We start from the raw sequence: 24,983 nt of genomic DNA, 5'->3' as shown, positions 1-24,983 counted from the left end.
GGGATTTGCGTTCCGCCGCTAAATCGTATTCGCTTGCCGAAAATCGGCGGGGACGAAGATGGCGAACAAAGTCGCCCTTATTACCGGCGTAACGGGGCAGGACGGCGCCTATCTGGCCGAACTGCTGCTCGGCAAGGGCTATGTCGTCCATGGGGTCAAACGCCGGTCGTCCTCGTTCAACACCGAGCGCGTCGACGACATCTATGTCGATCCGCATGAGAGCGGGGCGCGCTTCTTCCTGCATCATGGCGACCTAACCGACGCGACCAATCTGATCCGCCTCGTGCAGGAGACGAAGCCCAGCGAAATCTACAATCTCGGCGCTCAAAGCCATGTCCAGGTCAGCTTCGAAACGCCGGAATATACCGCCAATGCCGATGCGCTCGGGACGCTGAGGCTTCTGGAAGCGATCCGCATTCTCGGCCTGGAGAAATCGGTGCGCTTCTACCAAGCTTCGACTTCGGAGCTTTATGGCGAGGTGGCCGAAACGCCGCAGAGCGAGAGCACGCCCTTCCGGCCGCGCTCGCCTTACGCGGCGGCCAAGCTTTATGCCTACTGGATCACTGTCAACTACCGCCAGGCCTACGGCATGTTCGCCGCCAACGGCATCCTGTTCAACCATGAGAGCCCGACGCGCGGCGAAACCTTCGTCACCCGTAAGATCACCCGCGCCGTCGCCGCGATCCATCACGGGCTGCAGGAGACGCTCTATCTGGGCAACATCGATGCCCGCCGCGACTGGGGCCATGCGCGCGACTATGTCGAGGGCATGTGGCGCATCCTGCAGCATGGCGAGCCGGACGATTTCGTGCTCGCCACCGGCGAGGCTCATTCGGTGCGCGAATTCGTGGAGCTCGCCTTCGCCGAGGCCGGTCGAACCATAGGCTGGCAGGGCCAGGGCGCCGATGAAGTTGGCGTCGATGCGGCGACCGGCGCCGTGCTGGTGCGGATCGATCCGCGCTATTTCCGGCCGACCGAAGTGGACACGCTGGTTGGCGACGCCACCAAAGCAAGGAAGGTTCTGGGTTGGTCGCACACGGTCTGCTTCAGGGACCTGGTGGCGGAAATGGTTCGGACCGACCTGGCGCGCGCCGCCGGCGGTGCATGGCGGAAGGGCCGTTCAACCTAGGATCTGTGCCATGGACAAAAGCTTCGGCCTCAAGGGAAAGCGCATTTTCATCGCCGGCCATCGCGGCATGGTCGGCTCGGCGCTGGTGCGCCGCCTGGCCGGCGAGGATTGCGAGATCCTGGCCGTAGCACGCAGCGAACTGGACCTTCTCGACCAGGCCGGCGTGCGCCGTTGGATGGAGGACCGGCGGCCCGACGCAGTGATCATGGCTGCGGCCAAGGTCGGCGGCATCCTTGCCAATGACAGTTTCCCGGTGGATTTTCTTTACGAAAACCTCGTCGTGCAGACCAATGTCATCGAGGCCGCCTTCCGCAGCGAGGTGCAGAAACTCCTGTTCCTCGGCTCGTCCTGCATCTATCCGAAACTCGCGCCGCAGCCGATACCCGAAGACGCGCTGCTCACCGGTCCGCTCGAGCCCACCAACGAATGGTATGCCGTGGCCAAGATCGCCGGATTGAAACTCTGCCAGGCCTACCGGCGGCAGTATGGCGTCAATTACATTTCGGCCATGCCGACCAACCTTTACGGTCCGGGCGACAATTTCGACCTCGACAGCAGCCATGTCGTGCCGGCGCTGATGCGCAAGGCGCATGAGGCCAAGCGCGCCGGTCAAAAGACCCTGCCGGTGTGGGGCTCGGGCCGGCCGATGCGGGAGTTCCTGCATGTCGACGACGCCGCGGACGCGTTTGTCTGGCTTTTGAAGAATTATTCCGACGACAGCCACGTCAATGTCGGAAGCGGCGAGGACGTCACGATCGCTGAGCTTGCCCGAACCATTGTTTCGGTCGTCGGCCTGAACGCGGAGATCACCTTCGATGCGACGAAGCCGGACGGCACGCCCCGCAAGCTGCTGGATGTGTCACGGCTGTTCGCCACCGGCTGGCGACCGAAATATGCGCTGCCCGATGGGTTGGGGCAGACCTATGCGTGGTTTCTCGAGCATGTCGAGAAGGGCGGCATCCGTCTTGGCGCCGTCTGATCCGGCTTCGACGCTGATTGCCGCCACCAGGACTGACGGGCTGGGCGGCCGCCTTCTGGCAATGGCGAACGCCAAGGCGCTGGCCGACACTTTCGGCTACCGCTTCGGCTTCACCTGGAATCGCAAGCGCGCGGCCGACAAGGCGTTTCATATCGTCGACGTCGCCGACGGGATTTTTTCAGCCGATTTCATCGAGAGGCACTGGCTGGGCGAAAGCGTCAAGGCATCCGACTTCGGCATGCTCGATCTGGCCACCCTTGCCGGACGCAACCTCGCCGAAGTGGCGAAAGAGAAGAAGCTGCGCGGCTGGATCTGCGACGGCATCGACGTCCTGCAAAGCGATGCGCCGCAGCTTGCGAAGCGGGCGGAGACGTTGCGCGGTTTCGACTATGCGGCGCCAGTGAAGGAAGCGATTGCCGCCGCCGCCCGGAGCCGAATCCCTGGACCGATGGCAGCGCTCCATTTGCGCAGCGGCGATATCGTCCACGGCAAGCATCGCGCCAGCCTGGTCTTCGCCGACAAGGTCATCCCTTCCACGCTCGTGCGGGCGATCGTTTCGGAGCTTTCGTCGCGAGGCCTCGAGACGCTGCTGATAGGGCAGCACCGTCCGACGCTCGACTATCTCCGGGCAGAAACCGGGGCAATGCTGACCAGCGATTTCGGCGCCGACGCATTTACGGACGAGACCCTGAAATCGTTCTTCGAAATGTCGCTCGCGGCGCGCTGCCGGCAAATCTATTCGGGAAGCAGCGTCTTCGCCGAGATCGCGTCGCTGATGGGAGATGCGCCGCTCATGCGGACGACTGCCTTGTTCGACGCGCCAAAGGCCGCGGGGATCATCCTCGATGAACTGCGTGCTCGCCAGGCGGATTATCATCCGCGCGAAGCGGCCTTCGGCTATCAGTCCGCGTTCCTGGCGATGGAAGGCAAGCTTCCGGCTCCTAAGGCGCGTGAGATCCTGGACAAGGCCTATGCGCTCGATCCGCAAAACCATGCCTATGCCCTGAAGATCGCGTCGATCTGCTTTCGCGAACGCGACTATGCCGCGGGCGAAGCGGTGCTGAAATCCGTAATGACCCGGCAGTTTCGGGAACGCCCTAAAATCCCGCTGGCGATCATGCAACTGCTCGGCGAGATGCTGTTCCGCAGATATCCGTTCGCGGCGGATTTCGAGTTCTTCCATGCCGCCGGTGAAGCAGGCTATCCCTACGCAGCGGCATGTTCTGCCTGGATCCTCCAGCAAACGACGACGGACCAGGAGAGGGCGCTGGCGATGGCGCGTCGGGCGGTGAATGCCGCTCCGGCCGATCCGATCGTGAGGAAGGTCAGGCAACGCATCCTGCAAGGCAAGAGACCGAAGTCCGGCCTGATCGCCAAGGCAAGATGGCGGATCGCCTGGCTGCGTAGTCTTGGAGCGAGGTAGTCAGGGCCGCCGCCAGATCCAGAATGGCCGGATCGCGCAGTCCGGATGGAATTCCAATATCGCGGCTGGCGCGGTATCCAGCCATCGGCGATATGTGCCCCGGCATGCAGGGTTGATTAGGCTTGAGTGACTTCTCCACGAAGATCTTCGCGGCGACCAGGGAGGACGGCCTCGGAGGGCGTCTGGTCGCGATCGTCAATGCAAAATGCCTCGCCGACAATCTGGGATGCCGTTTCGGATTTACCTGGAACGGACAATCCATCGCGGACATGCAATTCCACGCGGTCGACCGGGTCGACAAGGTGTTTTCCGCCGCCTTCATCGAGAAGCACTGGCTGGGAGAGGAGATAGACGCGGCCCGGTTCTCCACTATCGAGGGCATCAGGTTCACCCGCAAGAGCCTCGAGGCAGAAGCGGCCCAATCCGATCTGCAAGGGTGGATCTGCAATGATTTCCAGATCCTGAAATCGCTGCGGCACGGCTGGTTCAAGGCCAGGATGGCGGCCAGCAGGCGGGCCAGATGGAGACATGAGGCATTCGCCGCGCTCGGCTTTTCCGCGCCCGTGGCGGCCGCCATCGCCGCCGCCAAAAAGCGGCGGTTTTCGCGGCCGATGGCGGCGCTCCATCTGCGCAGCGGCGACATCGTCTATGGTTCTTATCGTTCAAGGCTGGAATTCGGCGAAAAGGCCATTCCCGCCCCACTGGCCAGGGCGATCGTCTCGAAGCTTGCATCGAAGGGCCTTGCGACCCTGCTTGTCGGCCAGGACCGGGCGATGCTTGCCTATCTGAAATCGGAGACGGGCGCCTTCCTCGCCGAGGATTTCGGAGCGAACGAATTCGCCGATGAGACGCTCAGGGCGTTTTTCGAGATGGCGCTGATGGCGCTGTGCCGGCAAATCTACGCGGGAAGCAGCGTGTTCGCGACCATCGCCTCGGTGATGGGCGGCGCTCCGGTCCTGAGACCCAAGGCCCTGTTCAATGGACACCGGGCGGCGGGCATGATCCTCGAGGAATTGAAAGCCCGGCAATCCGACTACCATCCGCTGGAGGCGGCCTTTGGCTACCAATGGGCCTTCTACCTGCTGGAAGGCGGGATCAGCCCGGGTGAGGCCAGGGAAATCCTTGAAAAGGCCTTGGCACTCGATCCGGACAACCGTGCCTATGCGCTGAAGATCGCGGCGAGCCATTTTCGCGAAAAGAACTATGCGTCAGGCGATGCGATCCTGAGGAGGTTCATGACAAGGGAGTTCGATGCTTCCGGCGAAGCCCCGACCGAGATCATGAAGCTGTTGACCAGCCGTTCATGGCGCGGCTTTGTCATGGCGAACGACTTCGATCTTTACATTGCCGCGGGCAGCGCCTCCCATGCCTATGCAGCCGCATGCGCGGCCCATACCCTTCACGCGGCTCTGGGCAAAACGGAGGCCGCGCTGGCGATGGCCGCTCTGTCATTGCAGGCGGAGCCTGCCAACAGGCTCTTTCAAGAGAATGAGCTGGTGATCCGGTCGGCCTTGACGGCAAGGCGCGGTCCTGGAGCAAAATGAGCAATCAGGCCCGACGCCATATCCAGAATGGCGGGATCGCGCAGTCCGGATGGAAGAGCAGCTTGGCTGCTTCCGGTTGTTCGCCCGCCGGCACGGTTTCGTCGTCGGCACGATGCCGCGCCAGATCGTCCAGTAAGGGCCGGATGCGCTCCCGATCGAATGTTTCGCCTTCCATCGTGGCCAGCGTATCGGCATGTGCTGCCGCCCAGCGCAGAGCCTCGACAAGCCCCTGTCCGTCCTTCGCCCGATACGCCCAGAGATCGTCGCCGACCGAAGACAGGATTCGCGCCAGCGCTGTCCAGCCCTGCAAGGCAAACATAACGTAGTGCCTCGGGCGCGTGCGCGACAGTTCCTCGGGCAGGCGGCCGTCGGCCGCGATCTGCTCGGCGATCCGTTCGCGGGCATGGAGCCCCGCTTTCGCAAGCGCCGCGCCGTCGCCCAGGAACGCCGCGATGGCCGTCCGTTGCAGGTCGAAGAAAACGCCGTGATTGTTCAGCCGGTAGAATTCGAAAATCGCGGCCGGCGCTGTATCCAGCCATTGGCAATATGACCGCAGCCAGGCCCTGAAGGCCTGGCCGTCCCGTTCGTCCAGCGCCCCGCTTCGCTCGATCAACCTGACGGCATCGAGAACGAAGTACAGGTCCGCAAGCTCGAGGATGCCGTATCCCGGACCTTCATTGTGGTCGCGCCCCCACCGCACCTGCGCATAGCGCATGTTCGGGTTCATTCTGGTCGCCGGGTCCAAGAACCATGTGCGGATGAGCCGCGCGGCATGACTTGCGAATCGCGGCTCGCCGAGCACGGTCGCCGCCAGGGCAAGCACGGTGGTGTCGTCGAGAACCCGTTGCAGGCGCGTCCGGTCGTAGGCTTCGCTGCCCGCCGAATACAATGCGGTACCGGGGGCATGTTCGCCGTCGCGCCGGGTGAAGGGAAGGCCATCCGGCTTGCGAGGATCCGGCCACCAATAAGGGGCCGGCTGGAAATAATCGTGCGGGTCGCCGCTGGGGGCACGGCCGCTCTTGTCCATGACGCTGAACGGTCCGCGCAGAAGCGCCTGCTCGGCGTGGACGCGCAGCTCCTTTTGGACCTGCGGGCCTTGTCCCCGGCGCGCGGCGGCGAGCCTGTCCTCGTCATAAAAGGCCAGGCGCGCCGGATCGAGCTTTTCGGCGATCGCGCTTGCGTCGCATCGGTCGAGCATGCCGACGATCGCCTCGTCGCGCTTGCCCAGGCGGGCGCGGAAACCGGCGCGGCCGATTTCCAGATGCGCACGCCCCGAATCCAGGCGCGCAACCCAGCCCGCGGTTTGGAAAAGCCCGGCATCCTGCGCAAGGCGAGGGCGCGGGAAATCCCATGCGTCGTTGCGGAAGCGGTCCCATGGTCCGGGCACGCCGAGCCGCCACAGCATTTCGATCTTCGGCCGGCGCCCGTAGCCATATGTCTCGTCGAAAAGCTCGGTCGTATCGCTGCGGAAAATGATCTGCGGCTCTTCGCTCGCCTCCGGTCTGAATGTCGCGTCGAGAAGCAGCGCGTTGTCGACGATGCGCGCCATCGGCACGACGACATAGCGGAAATAGGGATGCTGCTCGATCGCCGTCCGGATCTGCTGGAAGGCGGCCTGTGTCAGATAGCAATTGCCGTCCCAGGGCATCAGCCATCTGGCACGCCCGCGGGCAATTTCCAGCGCCGCGTTGCGCGCGCCGTTGTTGTTCATCGCATAGAGGTTCTTGCGGCGCCGCAGATGCGTTTCGTAACGCGACGCATTCTGTCCGCCCGGCCGGTTGTCGGCGTTGGCGAACCGCGATTCGTTCGCCGCCAGCCCGTCGGTGTTCCAGGGAATTTGCCGATAGGCTTCGAGGTCGAACGGTATGAGGTGAAAGCTTTGACCGCGGCTCTGCAGCAGGTCGACGAGGCGCGCTTCCTCGTCGGGGTCGATGATGCGGTTGACGATCCAGACTTTCCCGCAGTCCAAAAAGGCCGGTTCGTTGTCCAGGATGAACCGGACATTGTCGTAGGACTGGCCTTTCCTGTGGCGCGGTTCCAGATCGTTGCCGATGATGCGGACGAGCATGAAGCTGTCCTCCGCCGGCTCGGATTGCGACGCCTGATAGGCCTTGCGTGCGGCATCGACGCGCTGTCGTATCAGACGATTGCGCGCGGCTTTGCTTACCGCCCGTTCGCGCAGCCGGGCGAGGGTGGCAAGCGGCGCACCGGCATATCTGCCCGCCCGCTTGAGCTCACGATAGACGCGCACCCAGACCGGGCGCTTTTCGCGGCCAGCGCTCATGGATCGGGACTGGCGGTTGGCGGTCCGCTTGATATGGCTGGCTGACCGAAGAGCTGGATCCTTGTCGGAATAAGAACGATCCCCCCCGAATTTGGCCTTGCGTAGCGTTATATTAGGATCGTGTCACGTTTCTATTCAATCGCCGCGCTGCGAATGGGGTTCAGGCAATAATGCAAGCACGTCCGAGGCAAGCGGACAACGGCAGCTTGCGTCCTGGCTGGGACCGCCGAGGACGTGGCCAATGCCTGCCTCGATCTCGCATCGGACAAGGGCAAGTTCGTCACCGGACATTTGTTGCACATCAATGGCGGCGCGTTCATGGTGCAGGACTGCAATCATTGAGGAGCGCTTCAGCGTGAAGGGATACTGGCTCATCGTCGGCACCGAGATTTCGGACCAGGAGGCGCAGGCCGAGTATGGCCGGCTCTGGAAGCCGATCGGCGAAAAATACCAGGCAAGGACGAACACGACGAAGCAGCCGCCGCTGCTGATCGAGGCGCGCGACGCCAAGCGCATGATTCTGGTGGAATTCCCGTCGCTTGAGATCGCCAAGGCCTGCTACGCCGACCCGGCCTATGAGGAAGCCATGCGCTTCGCGGTCAAGGCATCGAATCGCACGCTTGTGATGTTCGAGGGGGATCTCGGCTAGCAGCCATAAGCGGCTCTGCAGAGAATACTGTTGCCAGACGGGGACTGACTTATTGAAAGGATGGTGGGCGTGACAAGGATTGAACTTGTGACCCCTGCAATGTCAATGCAGTGCTCTCCCGCTGAGCTACACGCCCATCCGAAGCCGCGCATACACCACTTTTGATCCGGCACGTCAATAGCGGGAATGTGGAAAGACGGCTTCTGTTTGTCGCATCGGCGAAACGCTCGCCGACGCAAGCCGTAAGGGCGGCTCAGGCCGCCTGCAGCATCTTCTCGACCTCGTTGACGAGATCGCGCAGGTGGAAGGGTTTCGACAGCACCTTGGCGTCCTTGGGCGCCTTGGAATCGGGATTGAGCGCCACCGCGGCAAAGCCGGTGATGAACATCACCTTGAGGTCCGGGTCGATCTCGGTGGCGCGGCGGGCAAGCTCGATGCCGTCCATTTCCGGCATGACGATGTCGGTCAAAAGCAGCGAGAAAGGCTCCTCGCGCAGCCGCTCATAGGCGCTGGCGCCATTGTCGAAATCGCTCACCTGGTAGCCGGCGCGCTCCAGCGCCTTGACGAGGAAGCGGCGCATATCGTCATCGTCTTCCGCCAGCAGAATGCGTGCCATCATGTCCCGTCCGAATCACCCGCCCCAAGCCTGCCGCCGGGCAAGGCCGTTAACCATCCTGTATATGAGGATGCGTCGGTAAACATCAAGTGAATGAAGGGCATGCCGCATGACGTTCGCGGCGCAGTTTTGCCGCTGAAATGCTGGACATGCAGAGCGCAAGGTGGCAAGTTTTGCATCATGATGCAGTGCTGTTTCCTGGTTCGTGCAAATTGAAGACGGCAGCCGAGGATTTTTCGGTCGTTCCACCCTTCGAAATCCGATCGGGCGCTGAACAGCGCGTTCCTTTCTTGTTCAATTCGCCGCATAGCGGCCGCCACTATCCGGAGCGGTTCCTCGCCATGGCGCGGCTCGACCGCAACGCCATCCGCCGGTCGGAGGACTGCTACGTCGATGAGCTTTTCGGCGGCGCCGTGCCGCTCGGCGCGCCGCTGCTGGCGGCCAATTTTCCGCGCGCCTATCTCGACGTCAACCGCGAGCCCTGGGAACTCGATCCGCGCATGTTCGCGGAACCGGTGCCGTCCTTCTGCAACATCCGCTCGGCGCGCGTCGCTGGCGGGCTGGGCACGGTGCCGAAGCTGGTGGGCGAAGGGCTCGACATCTATCCCGGGCGCTTGCCGCTCTCTGAGGCCGTTGGGCGCATCGAGGCGGTGTACAAGCCTTACCACGAGACGCTGAAGCGGCTCTTGACCAGAACGCATGCCAGGTTCGGCTATGCCGTGCTGATCGACTGCCACTCGATGCCGGCCAGCATCCGCGTCGGCGACAATGGCGCGCGGCCCGATTTCATCATCGGCGACCGCTTCGGCATTTCGGCCTCGCCGGCGCTCACGGAAATGGCGATCAGCCTGCTTGTCGGGATGGGCTATACGGTGGCGCACAACAAGCCATATGCCGGCGGGTTCATCACCGAGCATTACGGGCGGCCGGCGCGGCATCTGCATGCGCTGCAGGTCGAGGTCAATCGCGGGCTTTACATGGACGAGCGGACGTTCCGGAAATCGGCTGGCTTCGACGCCTTGGCTGACGACCTGACCCGCTTCGCGGCCGATCTGATGTCGATGCCCGACCATCATTTCGTCGATCTGCCGCTCGCGGCCGAATGACGGCGCGGCCGGCGCCGAGTTCTTTAATAAACGCAATCCCGGACGGAAAACCGCTTCACACTTTTCCTGGAATTGCTCGAAAAAAAGACCGCATCGTTTTCACGACACGGTCGAAGTCTAGGGAGGAAACGCCCAAGGAGGGCATGGACAGGAAAACCTGTCCGATGACAAAATTATTGTGCGGCGCACAAATGTCAATCGACATCAGGGTTTTTTAATTCAATATGATGTGGAAACTCCGCTTCGGCGGTTCGAATGTGACATTCAGGCAACAGAAAACTGGTGGCTGACGAATTCTCAGCGTGCCGGTTCTGCGAGAAAGAGCGGCCGGCAAGGGCCGCAATGGGGAGAGCGACTTGGACATCAGCATCGATTTCATGCGGCGCATCGCGCATGCCGCCGCCGCGGAGACCTTGCCGCGCTTCCGCAGCCAGGGCGCGGTCACCAATAAGGAGGCGGGGAGCTTCGATCCGGTAACGGAGGCCGATCGCGAAGCCGAACGCGTGATCCGGGCGCTGATTTCCACCGAATTTCCCGAGCATGGCATCCTCGGCGAAGAGCATGGCAGCGAGAATATCAACAGCCGGCATGTCTGGGTGATCGACCCGATCGACGGCACCCGCGCCTTCATTTCCGGCCTCCCGGTCTGGGGAACGCTGGTCGGGCTAACCGTCGACGGCGAGGCGGTCGCCGGGATGATGTCGCAACCTTTCACCGGCGAGCTGTTTTATGCCAACGCGTCCGGCTCGCACTATGAAGGGCCTGGCGGCCCGCGCAGGCTTGCCACCCGCAAGACGACCGAGCTCGCGCAGGCGACGCTGTTTACGACCACGCCCGCCTTGTTCAAGGGCGATGCGCGCAAGCGCTACGACCAGTTCGAAACAAAGGTCCAGCTCGCCCGCTACGGCACCGACTGCTACGCCTTTGCCATGCTGGCGGCGGGCAGCATCGATATCGTCGCCGATCCCGGTCTGAAACCCTACGACATCGTCGCGCTGATTCCGATCATCGAGAAGGCCGGCGGCGTCATCACCACCTTCGAAGGCGGGCCGGCGGAGAAGGGCGGCGACATATTGGCGGCCGCGACGCCCGAGCTGCATGCCGCGGCCATGGCGGCGCTGCGCGGCTGATCAGGCGTCGCCGGTGCCGGGGATGAAGGCGTCGAAGGCAGCCAAGAGCTGCTCGCGATAGATGTCCTTCTCCTGCAGCAGCTCGTGCTCGGCGCCGTCGATCATCAGCAGCGAGCCGACGCGCAGCTTCCTGGCATAGGCTTCCACCGCCTTGGTCGAGACCACCCGGTCTGCGCCGGCGGCGACGATCAGCATCGGCACCTGAACCCTTGCCATGAAATCCGGATCGCTGACGGCCTCCGCGGCCGCGGCGGCGGCCCTCAGCCAGCGAATGGTCGGGCCGCCGAGCGCGAGATGCGGCCAGGCCTCGTAGATTCCGACATTGCGCCGATAGCGCTCCGGGTCTGAGGTCACCTTGTTCACCTCGAAGGGCGGCGGCAATTTCGGCCGCGGGCCGAGCGCGGCATAGAGTCGGCCGAGACCCAGCGCGCAAAAGACCGCGCATACGCGCCGGACCGTGCTTATCGAAACCGGCAGATCGGGCACGGCGAGGAAGGGCGTCAGCAACACCATGCGCCGCACGCGGTTGACCATCGACGGCGAGGCGAGCAGCGCGATCACGGCTCCGGTCGAGTGGGCGAGAATGTAATAGGGACCGCGACAGTCCGGCAGCACGATCTCCTCGAAGAACTGCTCGAGGTCGCGCGTATAGTCGCGGAAGCTGCGGACATAACCGCGCTGGCGGTCTTTCAGCAGGCGGCTGGAATCGCCCTGGCCGCGCCAGTCGAGGACGGCGACGCCGAAGCCGCGGTCGGTGAGGTTGCGGATGGTCTCGAAATATTTCTCGATGCATTCGTTGCGGCCGGTCAGCAGAACCACCGTGCCCTGCAGCGGACGGGTGACGGCGGCAAACACGCCGTAGCGGATCTTCTTGCGATCACGCGTGGTGAAGAAGCCAGCCGCCGCATTCTGCGGCGCGGGATTGTCCTCGGTGTGATGGAAAAGATCCGTCATTCGGCGCGTCGTTGATTGTCCTTCGCCCGGAGGCGTAGGCATGGTGATAGACGGGCAAGCGGCAAAAGCAAAGGTGTTGCGGGGATTTACGCGGCGGCCACAAGGGTAAGGCCGGAAGTGCCTGCGGTGCACTTCCGGCCTTTGTCGATCCGGGAGGAAGGGACGTTGCACCCGGTTCGGCCTCGACGCGGCGCAGGGGAAAGCGCCGCCGCTTGTCTCTCTGTCTTGACGCAATTCCAGACGGAAAACCGCTTCACACTTTTCCTGGAATTGCTCGAACTTGACCAAAGCCTAATGCCGGCTGGCTGAACGGATGCCGAAGCGGCGGTTCATCCGCCGTTCATGAACGTGGCCGCATTGCGGCCGTCGAAAAAACCTTGAAATGGGTTTTTGAGCTTCCCAAATGAGGGTTGCGGCCGCCGATTGTCGGGGCCGCTGGCCTATCCGAGACGCCTTTCGAGGGTTTCGCACCGGGTCACACGCAAACCATGTTGCTCAACAGGAGAACACCTCATGCGTCACGTTGATTTTTCCCCGCTTTATCGCTCGACCGTCGGCTTCGACCGGCTGTTCACCATGCTCGATTCGCTCGGCCAGCCCGAGACCGCGCAGACCTATCCGCCCTACAACATCGAGCGCACCGGCGAGAACGCCTATCGCATCTCGATGGCCGTTGCCGGCTTCTCGGAAGACGAGATTTCGATCGAAGCCCACCGCAACGTCCTGACCGTCAAGGGCGAGCGCAAGGAAGAGGGTAATGGCGAGGGTTCCGAGCTGCTCTATCGCGGCATCGCCTCGCGCGCCTTCGAGCGCCGCTTCCAGCTGGCCGACCACGTCGAAGTGGAAGGCGCCACGCTGAAGAACGGCCTGCTCTTCGTCGACCTCAAGCGCAACATTCCCGAGGAGCTGAAGCCGCGCAAGATCGCGATCACCCAGTCCTCGGACAAGGCCAAGCAGATCGAAGCGAAGGCCGCCGCGTAACCCGCGGACTCCATTGTAGACGACGTCTCCCTCCCGAGACGAAAGCGGCGCCGAGAGGCGCCGCTTTTTTGTTGTGCCATCGGCAAGCGGCCTTTCTGGCCCTTTTGACGCTGGCACCAGCCGGTCATGATTGCTCAGCCGCCACGCATCTTATTGGCCATTTGCCGAGATCACCGCCTCGACATTCTGTCGGTGAACGGGTTCATAAGGCGCAAAATACTCAACCGCCGTTTCTGCAAACATGTCGGCGCCGAAGGTTTTCAAATCCTGTTTCGCCAGCTCGGAATCTTGCCGGCAGGCAAGCAGCTTTCGGACATAGGCTTCGGTCGCGGCGATGAAGCTTCTGTCGTAGCCGCCGGCTTCGATCGCCTCCAAGGAACCGTGGTTGGGCAGGATCCGATCGAACTGCCAGCCGGACATGCGCCCGAGGTCCACTAAGTGGGCCGCCAGACGCTCCGGTTCCGAAACATAGGTGACGGAGTCTTCCAGCGTGTCGCCGGCCAACAGCAGGCCGGCGTCGGGCATCAGCAGCACCGTGCCGTCATGGCTGTGGATTTCGACCTGGCGCAGCTCGACCGGGATCGCCCCGACCGTCAGGCTGAGGCTGTTCTCGAATGTCCTGTTGGGCAGCACCAGCGGCTTGATCGGCGGATTGCCACCCTCGATGTCGGCCCGGCCGCGTTCGAGCGCGGAGGCGGTGAGGCTGTTGGCGATGATCTCGCAATCCTGGAACACCTCATTGCCGGCAATATGGTCGTCATGAAAGTGGCTGAGCACGACGCGGATCGAGGTCACGCCCATCTCTTCGAGCGTCCGCCGGATGATGCGGGCATGCGGCAGAGAGATGTGGGTGTCATAGACCAGCGCCTGCGACCCATCGACGATGGCGTAGGTGCAGACGCCGAGCGTATAGGCGCCGTCGTCGAGCCAGTTCGGCTCGTCCGACCAGATGCGCACGCCCTCGACGCGGCCATCGTAGAAGCCCAGCACGTTCGGCGCCGGGCGAACCAGCCGCATCGTCGAGCCCAGGGATGGTCTGGTCATCCGGTTGCCCTGGACTGTCGCAAGCTCAACCAAGCAGCTGGCCGAGACGGTCGATCTCTTGCGTCGTGGTCGCGAAGCTGGCGACGAAGCGGTAGATCGCTTCGTTGTCGCCGAGATGGCCGTCGAACCCAGACGGCACGCCCCATTCATAGAATTTGGCGCCGGCAGCCTGCAGCTTCTCGGCTGTCTCGCGGTTGAGGATCGCGAACACCTCATTGGCCTGCGGCAGCCAGGCGAGCCTGCCGGCCGGCGCATCCTCGATGGTCTCGGCCAGATGCGCGGCCATCTGATTGGCATGCCCGGCCATCCGCAGCCACAGATCATCGGTGAAATAGGCTTCGAATTGGGCCGAGATGAAGCGCGCCTTGGAAAAAGTCTGCCCGGCACGCTGGCGCAGCAAACGCAGCTCCTTGCCGACATCCGGATTGAGGATGACGACCGCGTCGGCCATCCAGCAGCCGTTCTTGGTGCCGCCGAAGGAGATGAGGTCGACGCCGCTCTTCCAGGTCATTTCGGCCGGGCTGACGCCGGTCGCCGCAATCGCATTGGCGAAGCGCGCGCCGTCCATATGCAGCGGCAGCTTGTGGCGGCGGCTGACCTCGGCGATCGCCTTGACGTCGTCGACGCTGTAGACCGTGCCGACCTCGGTCGCCTGGGTGACGGTGACCGCCATCGGCTGACCGGCGGGAGCCAGATCCTGCGAATAGCGCTTGATGGCGCGGTCGAGCGCGTCCGGATTGATGCGCCCCAGCGGTCCGGGCACCGGGGCCGTGCGCGCGCCGCCGGTGTAGGAACCCATCGCGCCGAACTCGTCGACATTCATATGCGCCTCGGAATGGCAAAGGGCGATGCCGCCGATACGGTTCAGCCCGGCCATCGAAAGCGCGTTGGCCGCGGTGCCGGTCGCGACGAAGAAGACCTGCACCTCGCGTTCGAAGATCTCGTTGAAGCGGCGATAGACGGCCCGGTCCAGATCGCCGTCGCCATAGGCGGTGGCTATCCCGGCGGCGTGGCGGGAAAGGTTGGCCGAAATGTCGGGATGCACGCCCGCCCAGTTGTCGGATGCAAAGAACATCGAGAGGTCCATATGTGATTGGCAAAAGCGGCGCGACTTGATCGCTTCGGCAAGCGAAGCGCAAGGGCCAATGATCGGCAAAGCGGTAAAGCCAGCCTGTTCATAGCCAAGCGCCTGGACCAAAGCTTACGTTTGTGGACCTTGTCACGAATTTTTGTGTCGCGTCGCCGCCAAGATTTTTGTGAATCGGTCTTGTGCGGCTGCCGGATTTCTGCCATAAAAAATTTAGGACAGTAGTGCTGTCTTATTTTGTCGCACAAAACAGGCTGGACTGGCATATAATCGCTGCCATTCCGGCCATTGTCGCGAGCGGCGGGTAGACGGCCCGGCTCTGGCCTGTACGATACCGGATGCGAACCGGGCGTATGGCCTTATGGTTCGTTTGATTTCGCGAGACGTGCAGCAAGGATGAAGGGAAGCATCATGCTTCCCAAGGCAAACCAGCGCCCTCAGACAGTCAGGGCCAAGGTGGAGAACGGAGGATAGGACGATGACGGAACTGACGCCATCTGCGATCAACGGCCAGGCCGCGCAGACGAAAGCGGCAGCCGTTAAAACGACCGTCCCGACCAAAGAGCTGCGAACTGCCAGCGGCATGACCGCGCAGGGCCTCTACGATCCGCGCAACGAGCATGATGCCTGCGGCGTCGGCTTCATCGCCAACATGAAGGGCGTGAAGTCGCACCGGATCGTCGAGGACGGTCTGGCGATGCTGGAAAACCTCACCCATCGTGGCGCCGTCGGCGCCGACCCGCTGGTCGGCGACGGGGCCGGCGTGCTGGTGCAGATCCCGGACGGCTTTTTCCGTGAGGAAATGGCGGCCAAGGGCGTCGAACTGCCGCCGTCCGGCCAATATGGCGTCGGCCACTGGTTCATGCCGCAGGACGCCGCGCTTCGCGCCCATATCGAAGAGATCATCGCCGAATCGGCGCAGTCGGAAGGGTTGCCGCTCATCGGCTTCCGCGATGTGCCGGTCGACAATTCGTCGCTGTCGAAGGCGCCCGACATCGTCGCGTCGGAGCCGTTCCATCGGCAGGTGTTCATCGGCCGCACGGCCGACATTCCCGACGACGAGGAATATGAGGCGCGGCTCTATCTGCTGCGCAAGGTGATCTCGGGCCGCATCTACGCCGAGAACGACAACAAGGATATCGGCGCCTATTGCGTGTCGCTGTCGGCGCGCACCATCGTCTACAAGGGCATGTTCCTGGCCTATCAGGTCGGCGCCTATTACAAGGACCTCAAGGATGCGCGTTTCGAGACGGCGCTGATCCTGGTCCACCAGCGCTTCTCGACCAACACCTTCCCGTCGTGGAAGCTGGCGCATCCCTACCGCATGGTCGCGCACAATGGCGAGATCAACACGGTGCGCGGCAACAACAACTGGATGGCGGCGCGCCAGGCTTCCGTCGATTCCGAGCTGTTCGGCAACAACATCTCGAAGCTGTGGCCGATCTCCTATGAGGGCCAGTCGGACACGGCGTGTTTCGACAACGCGCTCGAGTTCCTGTTCCAGGGTGGCTATTCGCTCAGCCACGCCATGATGATGCTGATTCCGGAAGCCTGGGCCGGCAACAAGCTCATGGATGCCGACCGCAAGGCTTTCTACGAATACCATGCGGCGCTGATGGAGCCGTGGGACGGCCCGGCCGCGGTCGTGTTCACCGATGGCCGCCAGATCGGCGCCACGCTCGACCGCAACGGCCTGCGCCCGGCGCGCTACATCGTCACCGACGACGACCGCGTCATCATGGCTTCGGAAGCCGGCGCGCTGCCGGTGCCGGAGGAAAAGATCGTGCAGAAGTGGCGGCTGCAGCCGGGCCGCATGCTGCTGATCGACCTCGCCAAGGGCCGCATCGTTTCGGACGAGGAGATCAAGTCGGAGATCGCGACCAGGCATCCCTACAAGACCTGGCTCGCCAACACGCAGTTGATCCTGGAAGACTTGAAGCCGGTCGAGCCGCGCGCGCTGCGCAAGGATGTCAGCCTGCTCGATCGCCAGCAATCTTTCGGCTACACGCAGGAAGACACCAAGCTTCTGATGGCGCCGATGGCGACCACCGGCCAGGAAGCGGTCGGCTCGATGGGCACCGACACGCCGATCTCGGCAATGTCGGACAAGTCGAAGCTGCTCTACACCTATTTCAAGCAGAACTTCGCCCAGGTCACCAACCCGCCGATTGATCCGATCCGCGAGGAGCTGGTGATGAGCCTGGTGTCCTTCATCGGGCCGCGGCCGAACATCTTCGACCTGGTCGGCACGTCGCGCCGCAAGCGGCTCGAGGTGCGCCAGCCGATCCTGACCAATGGCGATCTCGAGAAGATCCGCTCGATCGGCCACACCGAGGACCGCTTCGACACCAAGACCATCGACATCACCTACGGCTCGAACGAGGGCGCTGCCGGCATGCAGGGCGCCATCGACCGGCTCTGCGAGCGCGCCGAGGCGGCGGTCGCCGGCGGCTACAACATCATCATCCTGTCCGACCGCCAGGTCGGCCCCGACCGCATCGCCATTCCTTCGCTGCTGGCGACGGCGGCGGTGCACCATCACCTGATCCGCAAGGGACTGCGCACGTCGGTTGGCCTCGTCGTCGAATCCGGCGAGCCGCGCGAAGTGCATCACTTCTGCTGCCTCGCCGGCTACGGCGCCGAAGCGATCAATCCCTATCTCGCCTTCGACACGCTGCTCGACATGCACAAGCGCGGCGAGCTGCCGGAAGAAGTCGACGAGTACGAGGTGGTCACGCGCTACATCAAGTCGATCGGCAAGGGCATCCTCAAGGTGATGTCCAAGATGGGCATCTCGACCTACCAGTCCTATTGCGGCGCGCAGATCTTCGACGCCATCGGGCTGAAGTCGGATTTCGTCGAGAAGTACTTCACCGGCACGGCGACGCTGATCGAAGGCGTCGGCCTGGACGAGATCGCCACCGAGACGCTCAGCCGCCATGGCGATGCCTTCGGCAGCGATCCGGTGCTGCGCAACAACCTCGAGGTCGGCGGCGAATATATGTACCGCATGCGCGGCGAGGCGCATATGTGGTCGCCCGATGCGGTCGCCAGCCTGCAGCACGCCGTGCGGCAGGGTTCATGGGACACGTTCAAGGACTATTCGGCGCAGATCGACAGCGCGACCGCGCGAGCGCAAACCATCCGTGGCCTGTTCAAGATCAGAACAGCGGACGAGACCGGGCGCACGAAGGTTGCCATCGACGACGTCATGTCGGCGGCCGAGATCGTCAAGCGCTTCTCGACCGGCGCGATGTCCTTCGGCTCGATCTCCCGGGAAGCGCACACCACGCTGGCGCGCGCCATGAACCAGATCGGCGGCAAGTCGAACACCGGCGAGGGCGGCGAAGAGGCCGACCGCTATCTGCCGCTGCCCGGCGGCGGCAAGAACCCGGAACGCTCGGCGATCAAGCAGGTCGCTTCGGGACGGTTCGGCGTGACGGCGGAGTATCTGGTCAATTCCGATGTCATGCAGATCAAGGTCGCGCAGGGCGCCAAGCCCGGCGAGGGCGGTCAGCTGCCCGGGCACAAGGTCGATGCGACCATCGCCAAGGTCCGGCACTCGACGCCCGGCGTCGGCCTGATCTCGCCGCCGCCGCATCACGACATCTATTCGATCGAGGATCTGGCGCAGCTGATCTACGATCTGAAGAACGTCAATCCGGCGGCCGACGTCTCGGTCAAGCTGGTGTCGGAAGTCGGCGTCGGCACGGTCGCGGCGGGCGTCGCCAAGGCGCGCGCCGACCACATCACCATCTCGGGCTATGACGGCGGCACCGGCGCTTCGCCGCTGACCTCGCTCAAGCATGCCGGCAGCCCGTGGGAAATGGGCTTAGCCGAAACGCACCAGACGCTGGTGCTCAACGGCCTGCGCAGCCGCGTGGCACTGCAGGTCGATGGCGGCCTGCGCACAGGGCGCGACGTCATCATCGGCGCGCTGCTCGGCGCCGACGAGTTTGGCTTCTCGACCGCGCCGCTGATCGCGGCCGGCTGCATCATGATGCGCAAGTGCCACCTCAACACCTGCCCGGTCGGCGTGGCGACGCAGGACCCGGTGCTGCGCAAGCGCTTCAAGGGCACGCCCGAGCACGTCATCAACTTCTTCTTCTACGTGGCGGAAGAGGTGCGCGCGCTGCTCGCCGAAATGGGCTACACCCATATCGACCAGATCATCGGCGACACCGATCTCCTGGAGAAGCGCGACGTCATCCAGCACTGGAAGGCGCGCGGGCTCGACTTCTCGAAGATGTTCTTCAAGCCGGACGCGCCGCATGAGGCGCTGCACTGGACCGAGCGGCAGAAGCATCCGATCGACGACGTGCTCGACCGCAAGCTGATCGAGCTGGCGAAGCCGGCGCTGGACGCCAGGCAGGCCGTCACCATCGAGCTGCCGATCCGCAATGTCGACCGCTCCGCCGGCGCCATGCTGTCGGGCGAAGTCGCCAAGCGCTTCAAGCACAAAGGTCTTCGGGAAGACACGATCCAGGTGAAGCTCACCGGCACCGCCGGGCAGTCTTTCGCTGCTTTCCTGGCGCGCGGCGTCTCGTTCGAGCTGATCGGCGCCGGCAACGACTATGTCGGCAAGGGCCTGTCGGGCGGCCGCATCGTCATCCGTTCGCCGGAAGAGGCCAAGATCGTCGCGGCGGACTCGATCATCGTCGGCAACACCGTGCTTTACGGCGCGACCGAAGGCGAGGCCTACTTCGCCGGCGTCGCCGGCGAGCGCTTCGCGGTGCGCAATTCCGGCGTGGCCGCCGTCGTCGAAGGCGTCGGCGACCATGGCTGCGAATACATGACCGGCGGCATCGTCGTGGTGCTCGGCAAGACCGGGCGCAACTTCGCGGCCGGCATGTCGGGCGGCGTCGCCTATGTGCTGGACGAGAAGGGCGATTTTGCCGAGCGCTGCAACATGGCGATGGTCGAGCTCGAGCCGGTTCCGGAAGAGGACGACCTGATGGAGAAACTGCTCCATCACGGCGGCGACCTCGACCATAAGGGCCGTGTCGACGTGTCGGGCGACATGACCAGCCATGACGAGGAACGGCTCTACCAGTTGATCTCGAACCACGTGCATTTCACCGGTTCGGTGCGCGGCCGCGAGATCCTCGACGACTGGCAGAATTTCAGGCCGAAATTCCGGAAAATCATGCCGGTGGAATACCGCCGCGCGCTGATCGAGATGGAACGCATGCGCATGAGCGTGGCGGCGGAATAGCTTCGGGCATGGCCGGGAAGATGATTTTCCGGCCGCCATCCTCACCAACAATCCTGACCCCGGACTGCGGTTGCCATGGCGGCCTTATGGGGTTAACGGGTGCGCGACGAAAAGCGTGCCTTCGGACAGCAGGGACTGGACTATGGGCAAGGTAACAGGCTTTCTCGAAATCGACCGGCAGGTGCACAAGTACCAGCCAGCTTCCGACCGCATCCGGCATTTCCGCGAATTCACGCTGCCGATGTCGGACAAGGAGGTCGAGAAACAGGCCGCGCGCTGCATGGATTGCGGCATTCCGTTCTGCCACGGGCCGACGGGCTGTCCGATCCACAACCAGATCCCGGACTGGAACGACCTCGTCTACAATGGCGACTGGGACAGCGCGATCCGCAACCTGCACTCGACCAACAATTTCCCGGAATTCACCGGCCGCATCTGCCCCGCGCCCTGCGAGGAAGCCTGCACGCTGAACCTCGAGGACATTCCGGTCGCCATCAAGACGGTCGAGCAGGCGATCGCCGACAAGGCCTATGAGACCGGCCATATCCGGCCCTATCCGCCGGAGAAGAAGACCGGCAAGCGGGTCGCCGTCATCGGCTCCGGCCCGGCCGGCATGGCGGCGGCGCAGCAGCTCGGCCGCGCCGGTCACGACGTGCATGTCTATGAGCGCGAGAGCCGCCCGGGCGGGCTGATGCGTTACGGCATTCCGGACTTCAAGATCGAGAAGCACTATATCGACCGGCGCATCGAGCAGATGCAGGGCGAGGGCGTCACCTTCCATTGCGGCGTCAATGTCGGCGTCGATATGAAGGTCGCCGATCTCATCGAGGAATTCGACGCCGTGCTTTATTGCGGCGGCTCCGAAACGCCGCGCCCGGCCGGCATTCCGGGCAGCGAGTTTAGCGGCGTCTATGACGCGATGCCTTATCTGGTGCAGCAGAACCGCCGCGTCGGCGGCGAGCCGATCCAGTCGGTCGCCTGGCCCTCGCACCCGATCATCGCTGGCGGCCAGCATGTCGTCGTGGTCGGCGGTGGCGACACCGCGTCAGACTGTATCGGCACCGCCTTCCGCCAGGGCGCGGTGCGCGTGACGCAGCTCGACATCCGCCCGCAACCGCCCGAGAAGGAAGACAAGTTGTCGGTATGGCCCTACTGGGCGACCAAGATGCGCACCTCCTCCTCACAGGCAGAGGGCGCCGAGCGCGAGTTCCAGGTGGCGACGCTCGAATTCATCGGCGAGGAAGGCCAACTGACCGGCGTGCGCTGCTGCGAGGTCGACGACAAGCGCAAGCCGATCGCCGGCACCGAATTCGTCATCCGCGCCGACCTCGCCTTCATCGCCATCGGCTTTGCCGGACCGGCGAGCGACAGCCTGATGAAGGAGCTCGACGGCAAGATCAATGTCGTCACCGACAGCCGCCGCTCGAACAATGTCGAGGCGAATGACCGCGACTACCGGACCAGCGTCGACAAGCTCTATGCGGCGGGCGACGTGCGCCGTGGCCAGTCGCTGGTGGTGTGGGCGATCCGCGAGGGCCGCCAGGCGGCGCGCTCAATCGACGAGGCATTGATGGGATCGACGGTGCTGCCGCGTTAAAGTGGGCGCGAAGTGCGCCCTAACCAAGCAGCAGCTTTACCGCCCAATAGAGGCCGATAGCCATCTGAACCGCGAACGCGGAAAATCGGGCCTTGACGGCGGTCGGACTTGTCGACGTCAAATGAATGGCCGACTGGATCAGCCGCGCGCCGAGAAACCAATAGGCAAGCGGATCAGTAATCGAGGCGCGCGAACTCATCATCGCCAGCGCCATGAGACCTCCGAAAATGGGGAGGCCCTCCAGGCAGTTGGCGTGGGCTCGCGCCAGCCGCTGCAAAAAGGGTGAAAAACCGGCGTTGTCCGGGGTGAAGCCATTAGCGAGGGTGCGGCCGCTCACCACAAGATGGGTGCGCAGGATTTCCATCCATATGAGCAATAGGAGGGTCCAGGTTACGAACCCAAGCAAGGCATAACCAGTTGCCGACATATTCGCCCCCGACTTTGATTCCGGCCAAAATCCAATGATGCCATCGTTCGGACTTGGCGCGAAACCGCTGCTACGCAGGAACGTCGATCAAGGGGCCGGAGGCGTCGAGCTGGGCTCGGCCGCCGCCGTCGCCGGCGGCTGAGTCTTCGGCGGCCAGGAAAAATCGTCGGCGCGGCCCGGTGATGCCGCCGGCGCCTTGCCTTCGATAATCAATTTTTCGCCCGGCAGGTTCGGATCGGCCTTGGTCGGCTGCGCGGCGCCAAGCAGCTCCGAGCCGCCGTCGAGCGCCGGATCGCCGAGCAGCATCGGCGCGGTGCGGTCGACGATGACGGGCGCGGCGGCAGGCTTCGATGCCTCGACCGGCTCTCCCGCCGGCGCCGACACGGTGGTGATGCTTCCGGGTGCGGCCAGGCCGAGGATCTTGGCCAGCGGCTTTTCGGTATAGAAGGCAAGCTTGCGCTTGCCGGCCTTGGTGACGTTGATGCCGTCGTCGGAGCGCAGGCGCACCGGCTGGCCGTTGATGTCGGGACCGGAGGTGACGAAAGCGCCGTTCTCGTCGACGAAGCCGTCCCAGACATCGACGAACTCGCCGCCATGGCTTTGCGCGGCCGAGTGATAGATGTCGTTGAAGGCAAGCATGTCCGAATTCATCTTCGACACGCGGAAAGCCGGCATGCCGACCCACAGGAACGGCACCTTGCTGTCCTGCAGGGCCTTGCCCAGCGCATCGGTGCGGCGCTCATATTCCTTGGTCCAGTTCTCCGAGCGCGGCTGCTCGCGCACGTCGCCGACCTTCATCTGCTGCCGATCGTTGGAGCCGAGCATGACGACTACCGCGGCCGGCTTCTCCGTTTCGATCAGCGATTTGACCTCGACCGGCCAGTTATAGACGTCGTCGCGCACGAAGCCGGACGAACCGTTGGCGCGCGCGACGATCTTGACAGCGGGATTGTCGGCAAAGGCGGTGTCCAGGCCTTCGGCCAGCCCGCCCGCCAGGAAATCGCCGACCACCAGCACGACCCGGGCGTCGTTCGCCTTCTCGACGATCGGCGTTTCCGGCTCCGCCGGCGGACGCGGCTTGGGTTTCTTCTTCGGTTTCGGCCTCGGTTTTTCGACGTCCACCGGCGGCTCGACGCGCTCGCTGCGGCGCGGGAACAGAAGGTCGCGCAGCGACCAGCCATGGCTCTGCTCCTGCGCGAAGGCGGGCGCGTGGAAGGCGCCGGCGGCGGTGACGGCAAGCACGGCAAGGGCGAGAATCAGGATCGGCGCCCGGCGAATGCCCTGCCTGATACGCGCGACCGAAACCAAACACCTCTCCATCCCTTGGCGCATGGCCCAAGGCCACGCACAGGTGCGAAGCCGCTACAGCATCCGTGCCGTCTTTAAAGGACGCTTGGCGCTTCCGCTGGCCCTACCGCTTGCGGAGCCATTTGAGCACTTCCATGCTCGGATAGCCATCCTGGGTCAAGCCGACCTTGGCCTGATAGGCCATGATGGCGGCTTTCGAGCCATCGCCGATCTTGCCGTCGAACTTGCCCTCATAATAGCCGTGCTCGGAAAGCCGCTTCTGCAGTTCCTGCCGCTCCTCGAAGCTGAGCTTGGTGAAAGGCCGCTGCCAATCCTGCACCAGGCCGGTGCCGCCGGCGATCTCGTCGGCCAGAAGGCCGACGGCCAAAGCGTATTTGTCGGCGTTGTTGTAGGCCTTGATGACCGAGAAATTCCTGATCATCAGGAAGGCCGGGCCGCCCCTGCCGTCCGGCACTTTCAGCGTCGCCTTGTCGGTCAGGTTCTTGAACGGCTTGCCGCTGGCCCGGACGACGCCGAGCGCCTGCCACTGGGCGATCGTCTTGGCTCCGCCAGGCAGTTTGCCGGCCGGAATGGTGACCTCGTAACCCCAGGTCTTGCCCGCCTGCCAGCCGTTCTTCTTCAAAAGGTTGGCGGAGGTCGCGAGCGCATCGGGGATCGAATTCCAGATATCACGCTTGCCGTTGCCGTCCATGTCGACGGCATAACGCTGATAGCTGGTCGGGATGAACTGCGTCTGGCCCATCGCGCCGGCCCAGGAGCCCATCAGATGGCTCTCGTCGATGTCGCCGGTCTGCAGGATCTTCAACGCCGCGATCAATTGGGTACGGGCATATTTCGAACGTTTCGGATCACCATAGGCAAGTGTCGCCAGCGATCGGACGACGTTGCGCATGATGTCGTCGCGCTTGAGCGTCTCGCCATAGTTCGATTCCATCGACCAGATCGCCAGCAGGATGTTGCGGTCGACGCCGAACCGCGCCTCGATACGATCGAGCCACGGCTTCCATTTCTTCGCCATCGCCTGGCCGTTGGCTACCGACTGGTCATGCACGCGGTTGTCGAAATAGTCCCAGGCCGGCGCGGTGAATTCCGGTTGCGTTTGGGCCTTTTCAAGAACGACCGGGTCGGGCTCGATGCCTCTCATCGACTGATCGTAGACAGCGCCCGAAACGCCGCCCGCGACGGCGGTGGCGCGGAAGCCCGCGACCCACTGGCGAAACCCGGCATCGGCGAAAGCGGGGCCGGCGGGCATCAGCAGGGCCAGTGTAAGGCCGGCAGCCGTTGCGAGGGCCGTCAGGCGCCTGGCCGTGTTTCGAACCGACATCATTTCCTCCTTCGTCAAATCAGGAAGGATCATTCAACGCCGAACCGGGTTAGTATTTAGTTTACCATAGGTGCCGCGGGGAACGAAAAGAGGTGCCGCGGCTTTTAGCTCTCACATTCAACTTGGCGGTTCGTAGTCCAACATTCCGGCACGAAAATGATTCTCGCGTGAAAATGAATCCGCCGG

19 protein-coding genes and 1 tRNA gene are annotated in these 24,983 nt (G+C 63.6%); 11 read left to right on the top strand and 9 right to left on the bottom strand.

All coding sequences use genetic code 11. The features are described from left to right. Positions 1-58: 58 nt before the first annotated feature. The 4 genes from gmd to KVT37_RS10490 all read left to right on the top strand — a co-directional run bounded on the left by gmd (position 59) and on the right by KVT37_RS10490 (position 5,075). Positions 59-1,129: a GDP-mannose 4,6-dehydratase gene (gene gmd, locus KVT37_RS10505; protein ID WP_217572408.1), complete on the top strand. Its 1,071-nt coding sequence runs from the start codon at positions 59-61 to the stop codon at positions 1,127-1,129. A 10-nt stretch (positions 1,130-1,139) separates the two neighbouring features. Next, positions 1,140-2,108 (top strand): GDP-L-fucose synthase, encoded by a 969-nt coding sequence (locus tag KVT37_RS10500; RefSeq protein ID WP_217572407.1) that lies wholly within the window; start codon positions 1,140-1,142, stop codon positions 2,106-2,108. Then, positions 2,095-3,531, top strand: coding sequence for a hypothetical protein (locus KVT37_RS10495; protein WP_254633920.1), 1,437 nt, complete (start codon positions 2,095-2,097; stop codon positions 3,529-3,531). The genes KVT37_RS10500 and KVT37_RS10495 overlap by 14 nt, the downstream gene beginning before the upstream one ends. Before the next feature lie 122 nt (positions 3,532-3,653). After that, complete coding sequence (locus tag KVT37_RS10490) at positions 3,654-5,075, top strand: hypothetical protein (RefSeq protein WP_217572405.1); 1,422 nt, start codon at positions 3,654-3,656, stop codon at positions 5,073-5,075. Positions 5,076-5,079: 4 nt separating this feature from the next. Here the strand turns inward: KVT37_RS10490 and KVT37_RS10485 are convergent, their stop codons facing one another. Then, positions 5,080-7,359, bottom strand: coding sequence for an alginate lyase family protein (locus tag KVT37_RS10485; RefSeq protein WP_217572403.1), 2,280 nt, complete (start codon positions 7,357-7,359; stop codon positions 5,080-5,082). A 234-nt stretch (positions 7,360-7,593) separates the two neighbouring features. Between KVT37_RS10485 and KVT37_RS10480 the strand changes: the two genes are divergently transcribed. Both KVT37_RS10480 and KVT37_RS10475 read left to right on the top strand, forming a co-directional pair. Further along, positions 7,594-7,701: a hypothetical protein gene (locus KVT37_RS10480; protein WP_308642601.1), complete on the top strand. Its 108-nt coding sequence runs from the start codon at positions 7,594-7,596 to the stop codon at positions 7,699-7,701. A gap of 13 nt (positions 7,702-7,714) precedes the next feature. Then, positions 7,715-8,008, top strand: a complete 294-nt coding sequence (locus KVT37_RS10475; protein WP_217572401.1) for a DUF1330 domain-containing protein — start codon at positions 7,715-7,717, stop codon at positions 8,006-8,008. A gap of 61 nt (positions 8,009-8,069) precedes the next feature. Here the strand turns inward: KVT37_RS10475 and KVT37_RS10470 are convergent. Together KVT37_RS10470 and cpdR are read right to left on the bottom strand one after the other, a co-directional pair. Beyond that, a tRNA-Val gene (locus KVT37_RS10470) sits at positions 8,070-8,144 on the bottom strand. 117 nt (positions 8,145-8,261) lie between these two features. Then, positions 8,262-8,624 carry a cell cycle two-component system response regulator CpdR gene (gene cpdR / locus KVT37_RS10465; protein ID WP_006199474.1) on the bottom strand — a complete coding sequence of 121 codons (363 nt, stop codon included), beginning with the start codon at positions 8,622-8,624 and terminating at the stop codon, positions 8,262-8,264. A gap of 149 nt (positions 8,625-8,773) precedes the next feature. Between cpdR and KVT37_RS10460 the strand changes: the two genes are divergently transcribed. Together KVT37_RS10460 and hisN are read left to right on the top strand one after the other, a co-directional pair. Continuing rightward, the gene (locus KVT37_RS10460) at positions 8,774-9,730 is read left to right on the top strand and encodes an N-formylglutamate amidohydrolase (protein WP_217572399.1); all 957 of its coding nucleotides are present in this window, start codon (positions 8,774-8,776) and stop codon (positions 9,728-9,730) included. Positions 9,731-10,086: 356 nt separating this feature from the next. Next, on the top strand, positions 10,087-10,860 hold the full coding sequence (hisN, locus tag KVT37_RS10455; RefSeq protein WP_217572397.1) for a histidinol-phosphatase: 774 nt from the start codon (positions 10,087-10,089) through the stop codon (positions 10,858-10,860). Here the strand turns inward: hisN and KVT37_RS10450 are convergent, their stop codons facing one another. Then, a complete protein-coding gene (locus KVT37_RS10450) occupies positions 10,861-11,814 on the bottom strand; it encodes an alpha/beta fold hydrolase (RefSeq protein WP_217572395.1) in 954 nt (317 codons plus the stop codon). It lies immediately after the preceding gene. Between the two features lie 513 nt (positions 11,815-12,327). Here KVT37_RS10450 and KVT37_RS10445 point away from each other — a divergent pair. Beyond that, positions 12,328-12,795 carry an Hsp20 family protein gene (locus tag KVT37_RS10445; protein WP_042639398.1) on the top strand — a complete coding sequence of 156 codons (468 nt, stop codon included), beginning with the start codon at positions 12,328-12,330 and terminating at the stop codon, positions 12,793-12,795. Between the two features lie 150 nt (positions 12,796-12,945). On the opposite strand, the gene KVT37_RS10440 is transcribed toward KVT37_RS10445, so the two are convergent. Then, a complete protein-coding gene (locus KVT37_RS10440) occupies positions 12,946-13,839 on the bottom strand; it encodes an MBL fold metallo-hydrolase (RefSeq protein WP_217572393.1) in 894 nt (297 codons plus the stop codon). A gap of 25 nt (positions 13,840-13,864) precedes the next feature. Then, positions 13,865-14,914, bottom strand: a complete 1,050-nt coding sequence (locus KVT37_RS10435) for a low specificity L-threonine aldolase (protein WP_217572391.1) — start codon at positions 14,912-14,914, stop codon at positions 13,865-13,867. 490 nt (positions 14,915-15,404) lie between these two features. Here KVT37_RS10435 and gltB point away from each other — a divergent pair, with 490 nt between their 5' ends. Both gltB and KVT37_RS10425 read left to right on the top strand, forming a co-directional pair. After that, positions 15,405-20,141, top strand: coding sequence for a glutamate synthase large subunit (gltB, locus tag KVT37_RS10430; protein WP_217572389.1), 4,737 nt, complete (start codon positions 15,405-15,407; stop codon positions 20,139-20,141). 142 nt (positions 20,142-20,283) lie between these two features. Continuing rightward, positions 20,284-21,738 (top strand): glutamate synthase subunit beta, encoded by a 1,455-nt coding sequence (locus KVT37_RS10425; RefSeq protein WP_217572387.1) that lies wholly within the window; start codon positions 20,284-20,286, stop codon positions 21,736-21,738. Positions 21,739-21,757: 19 nt separating this feature from the next. On the opposite strand, the gene KVT37_RS10420 is transcribed toward KVT37_RS10425, so the two are convergent. The 3 genes from KVT37_RS10420 to KVT37_RS10410 form a co-directional block, all read right to left on the bottom strand. Further along, positions 21,758-22,165 (bottom strand): MAPEG family protein, encoded by a 408-nt coding sequence (locus KVT37_RS10420; RefSeq protein ID WP_254633918.1) that lies wholly within the window; start codon positions 22,163-22,165, stop codon positions 21,758-21,760. Positions 22,166-22,252: 87 nt separating this feature from the next. After that, positions 22,253-23,473 (bottom strand): DUF459 domain-containing protein, encoded by a 1,221-nt coding sequence (locus tag KVT37_RS10415; RefSeq protein WP_217572384.1) that lies wholly within the window; start codon positions 23,471-23,473, stop codon positions 22,253-22,255. A 103-nt stretch (positions 23,474-23,576) separates the two neighbouring features. Beyond that, positions 23,577-24,797 (bottom strand): lytic murein transglycosylase, encoded by a 1,221-nt coding sequence (locus KVT37_RS10410; RefSeq protein WP_217572590.1) that lies wholly within the window; start codon positions 24,795-24,797, stop codon positions 23,577-23,579. Between the last annotated feature and the right edge of the window lie 186 nt (positions 24,798-24,983).

Origin of the sequence: Mesorhizobium sp. GbtcB19 (assembly GCF_019091085.1) — a bacterium.
Taxonomy (GTDB): Bacteria; Pseudomonadota; Alphaproteobacteria; order Rhizobiales; family Rhizobiaceae; genus Mesorhizobium.
Note: the sequence above shows the minus strand (reverse complement) of the source record. Positions and strands in the feature narration are given on the sequence as shown.

Coding starts and splice junctions, on each gene's coding strand:
- gmd (WP_217572408.1), top strand. CDS start 59: ATGGCGAACAAAGTCGCCCTTATTACCGGCGTAACGGGGCAGGACGGC.
- KVT37_RS10500 (WP_217572407.1), top strand. CDS start 1,140: ATGGACAAAAGCTTCGGCCTCAAGGGAAAGCGCATTTTCATCGCCGGC.
- KVT37_RS10485 (WP_217572403.1), bottom strand. CDS start 7,359: ATGAGCGCTGGCCGCGAAAAGCGCCCGGTCTGGGTGCGCGTCTATCGT.
- cpdR (WP_006199474.1), bottom strand. CDS start 8,624: ATGGCACGCATTCTGCTGGCGGAAGACGATGACGATATGCGCCGCTTC.
- KVT37_RS10460 (WP_217572399.1), top strand. CDS start 8,774: ATGCAGAGCGCAAGGTGGCAAGTTTTGCATCATGATGCAGTGCTGTTT.
- KVT37_RS10450 (WP_217572395.1), bottom strand. CDS start 11,814: ATGACGGATCTTTTCCATCACACCGAGGACAATCCCGCGCCGCAGAAT.
- KVT37_RS10445 (WP_042639398.1), top strand. CDS start 12,328: ATGCGTCACGTTGATTTTTCCCCGCTTTATCGCTCGACCGTCGGCTTC.
- KVT37_RS10440 (WP_217572393.1), bottom strand. CDS start 13,839: ATGACCAGACCATCCCTGGGCTCGACGATGCGGCTGGTTCGCCCGGCG.
- KVT37_RS10435 (WP_217572391.1), bottom strand. CDS start 14,914: ATGTTCTTTGCATCCGACAACTGGGCGGGCGTGCATCCCGACATTTCG.
- gltB (WP_217572389.1), top strand. CDS start 15,405: ATGACGGAACTGACGCCATCTGCGATCAACGGCCAGGCCGCGCAGACG.
- KVT37_RS10425 (WP_217572387.1), top strand. CDS start 20,284: ATGGGCAAGGTAACAGGCTTTCTCGAAATCGACCGGCAGGTGCACAAG.
- KVT37_RS10420 (WP_254633918.1), bottom strand. CDS start 22,165: ATGTCGGCAACTGGTTATGCCTTGCTTGGGTTCGTAACCTGGACCCTC.
- KVT37_RS10410 (WP_217572590.1), bottom strand. CDS start 24,797: ATGTCGGTTCGAAACACGGCCAGGCGCCTGACGGCCCTCGCAACGGCT.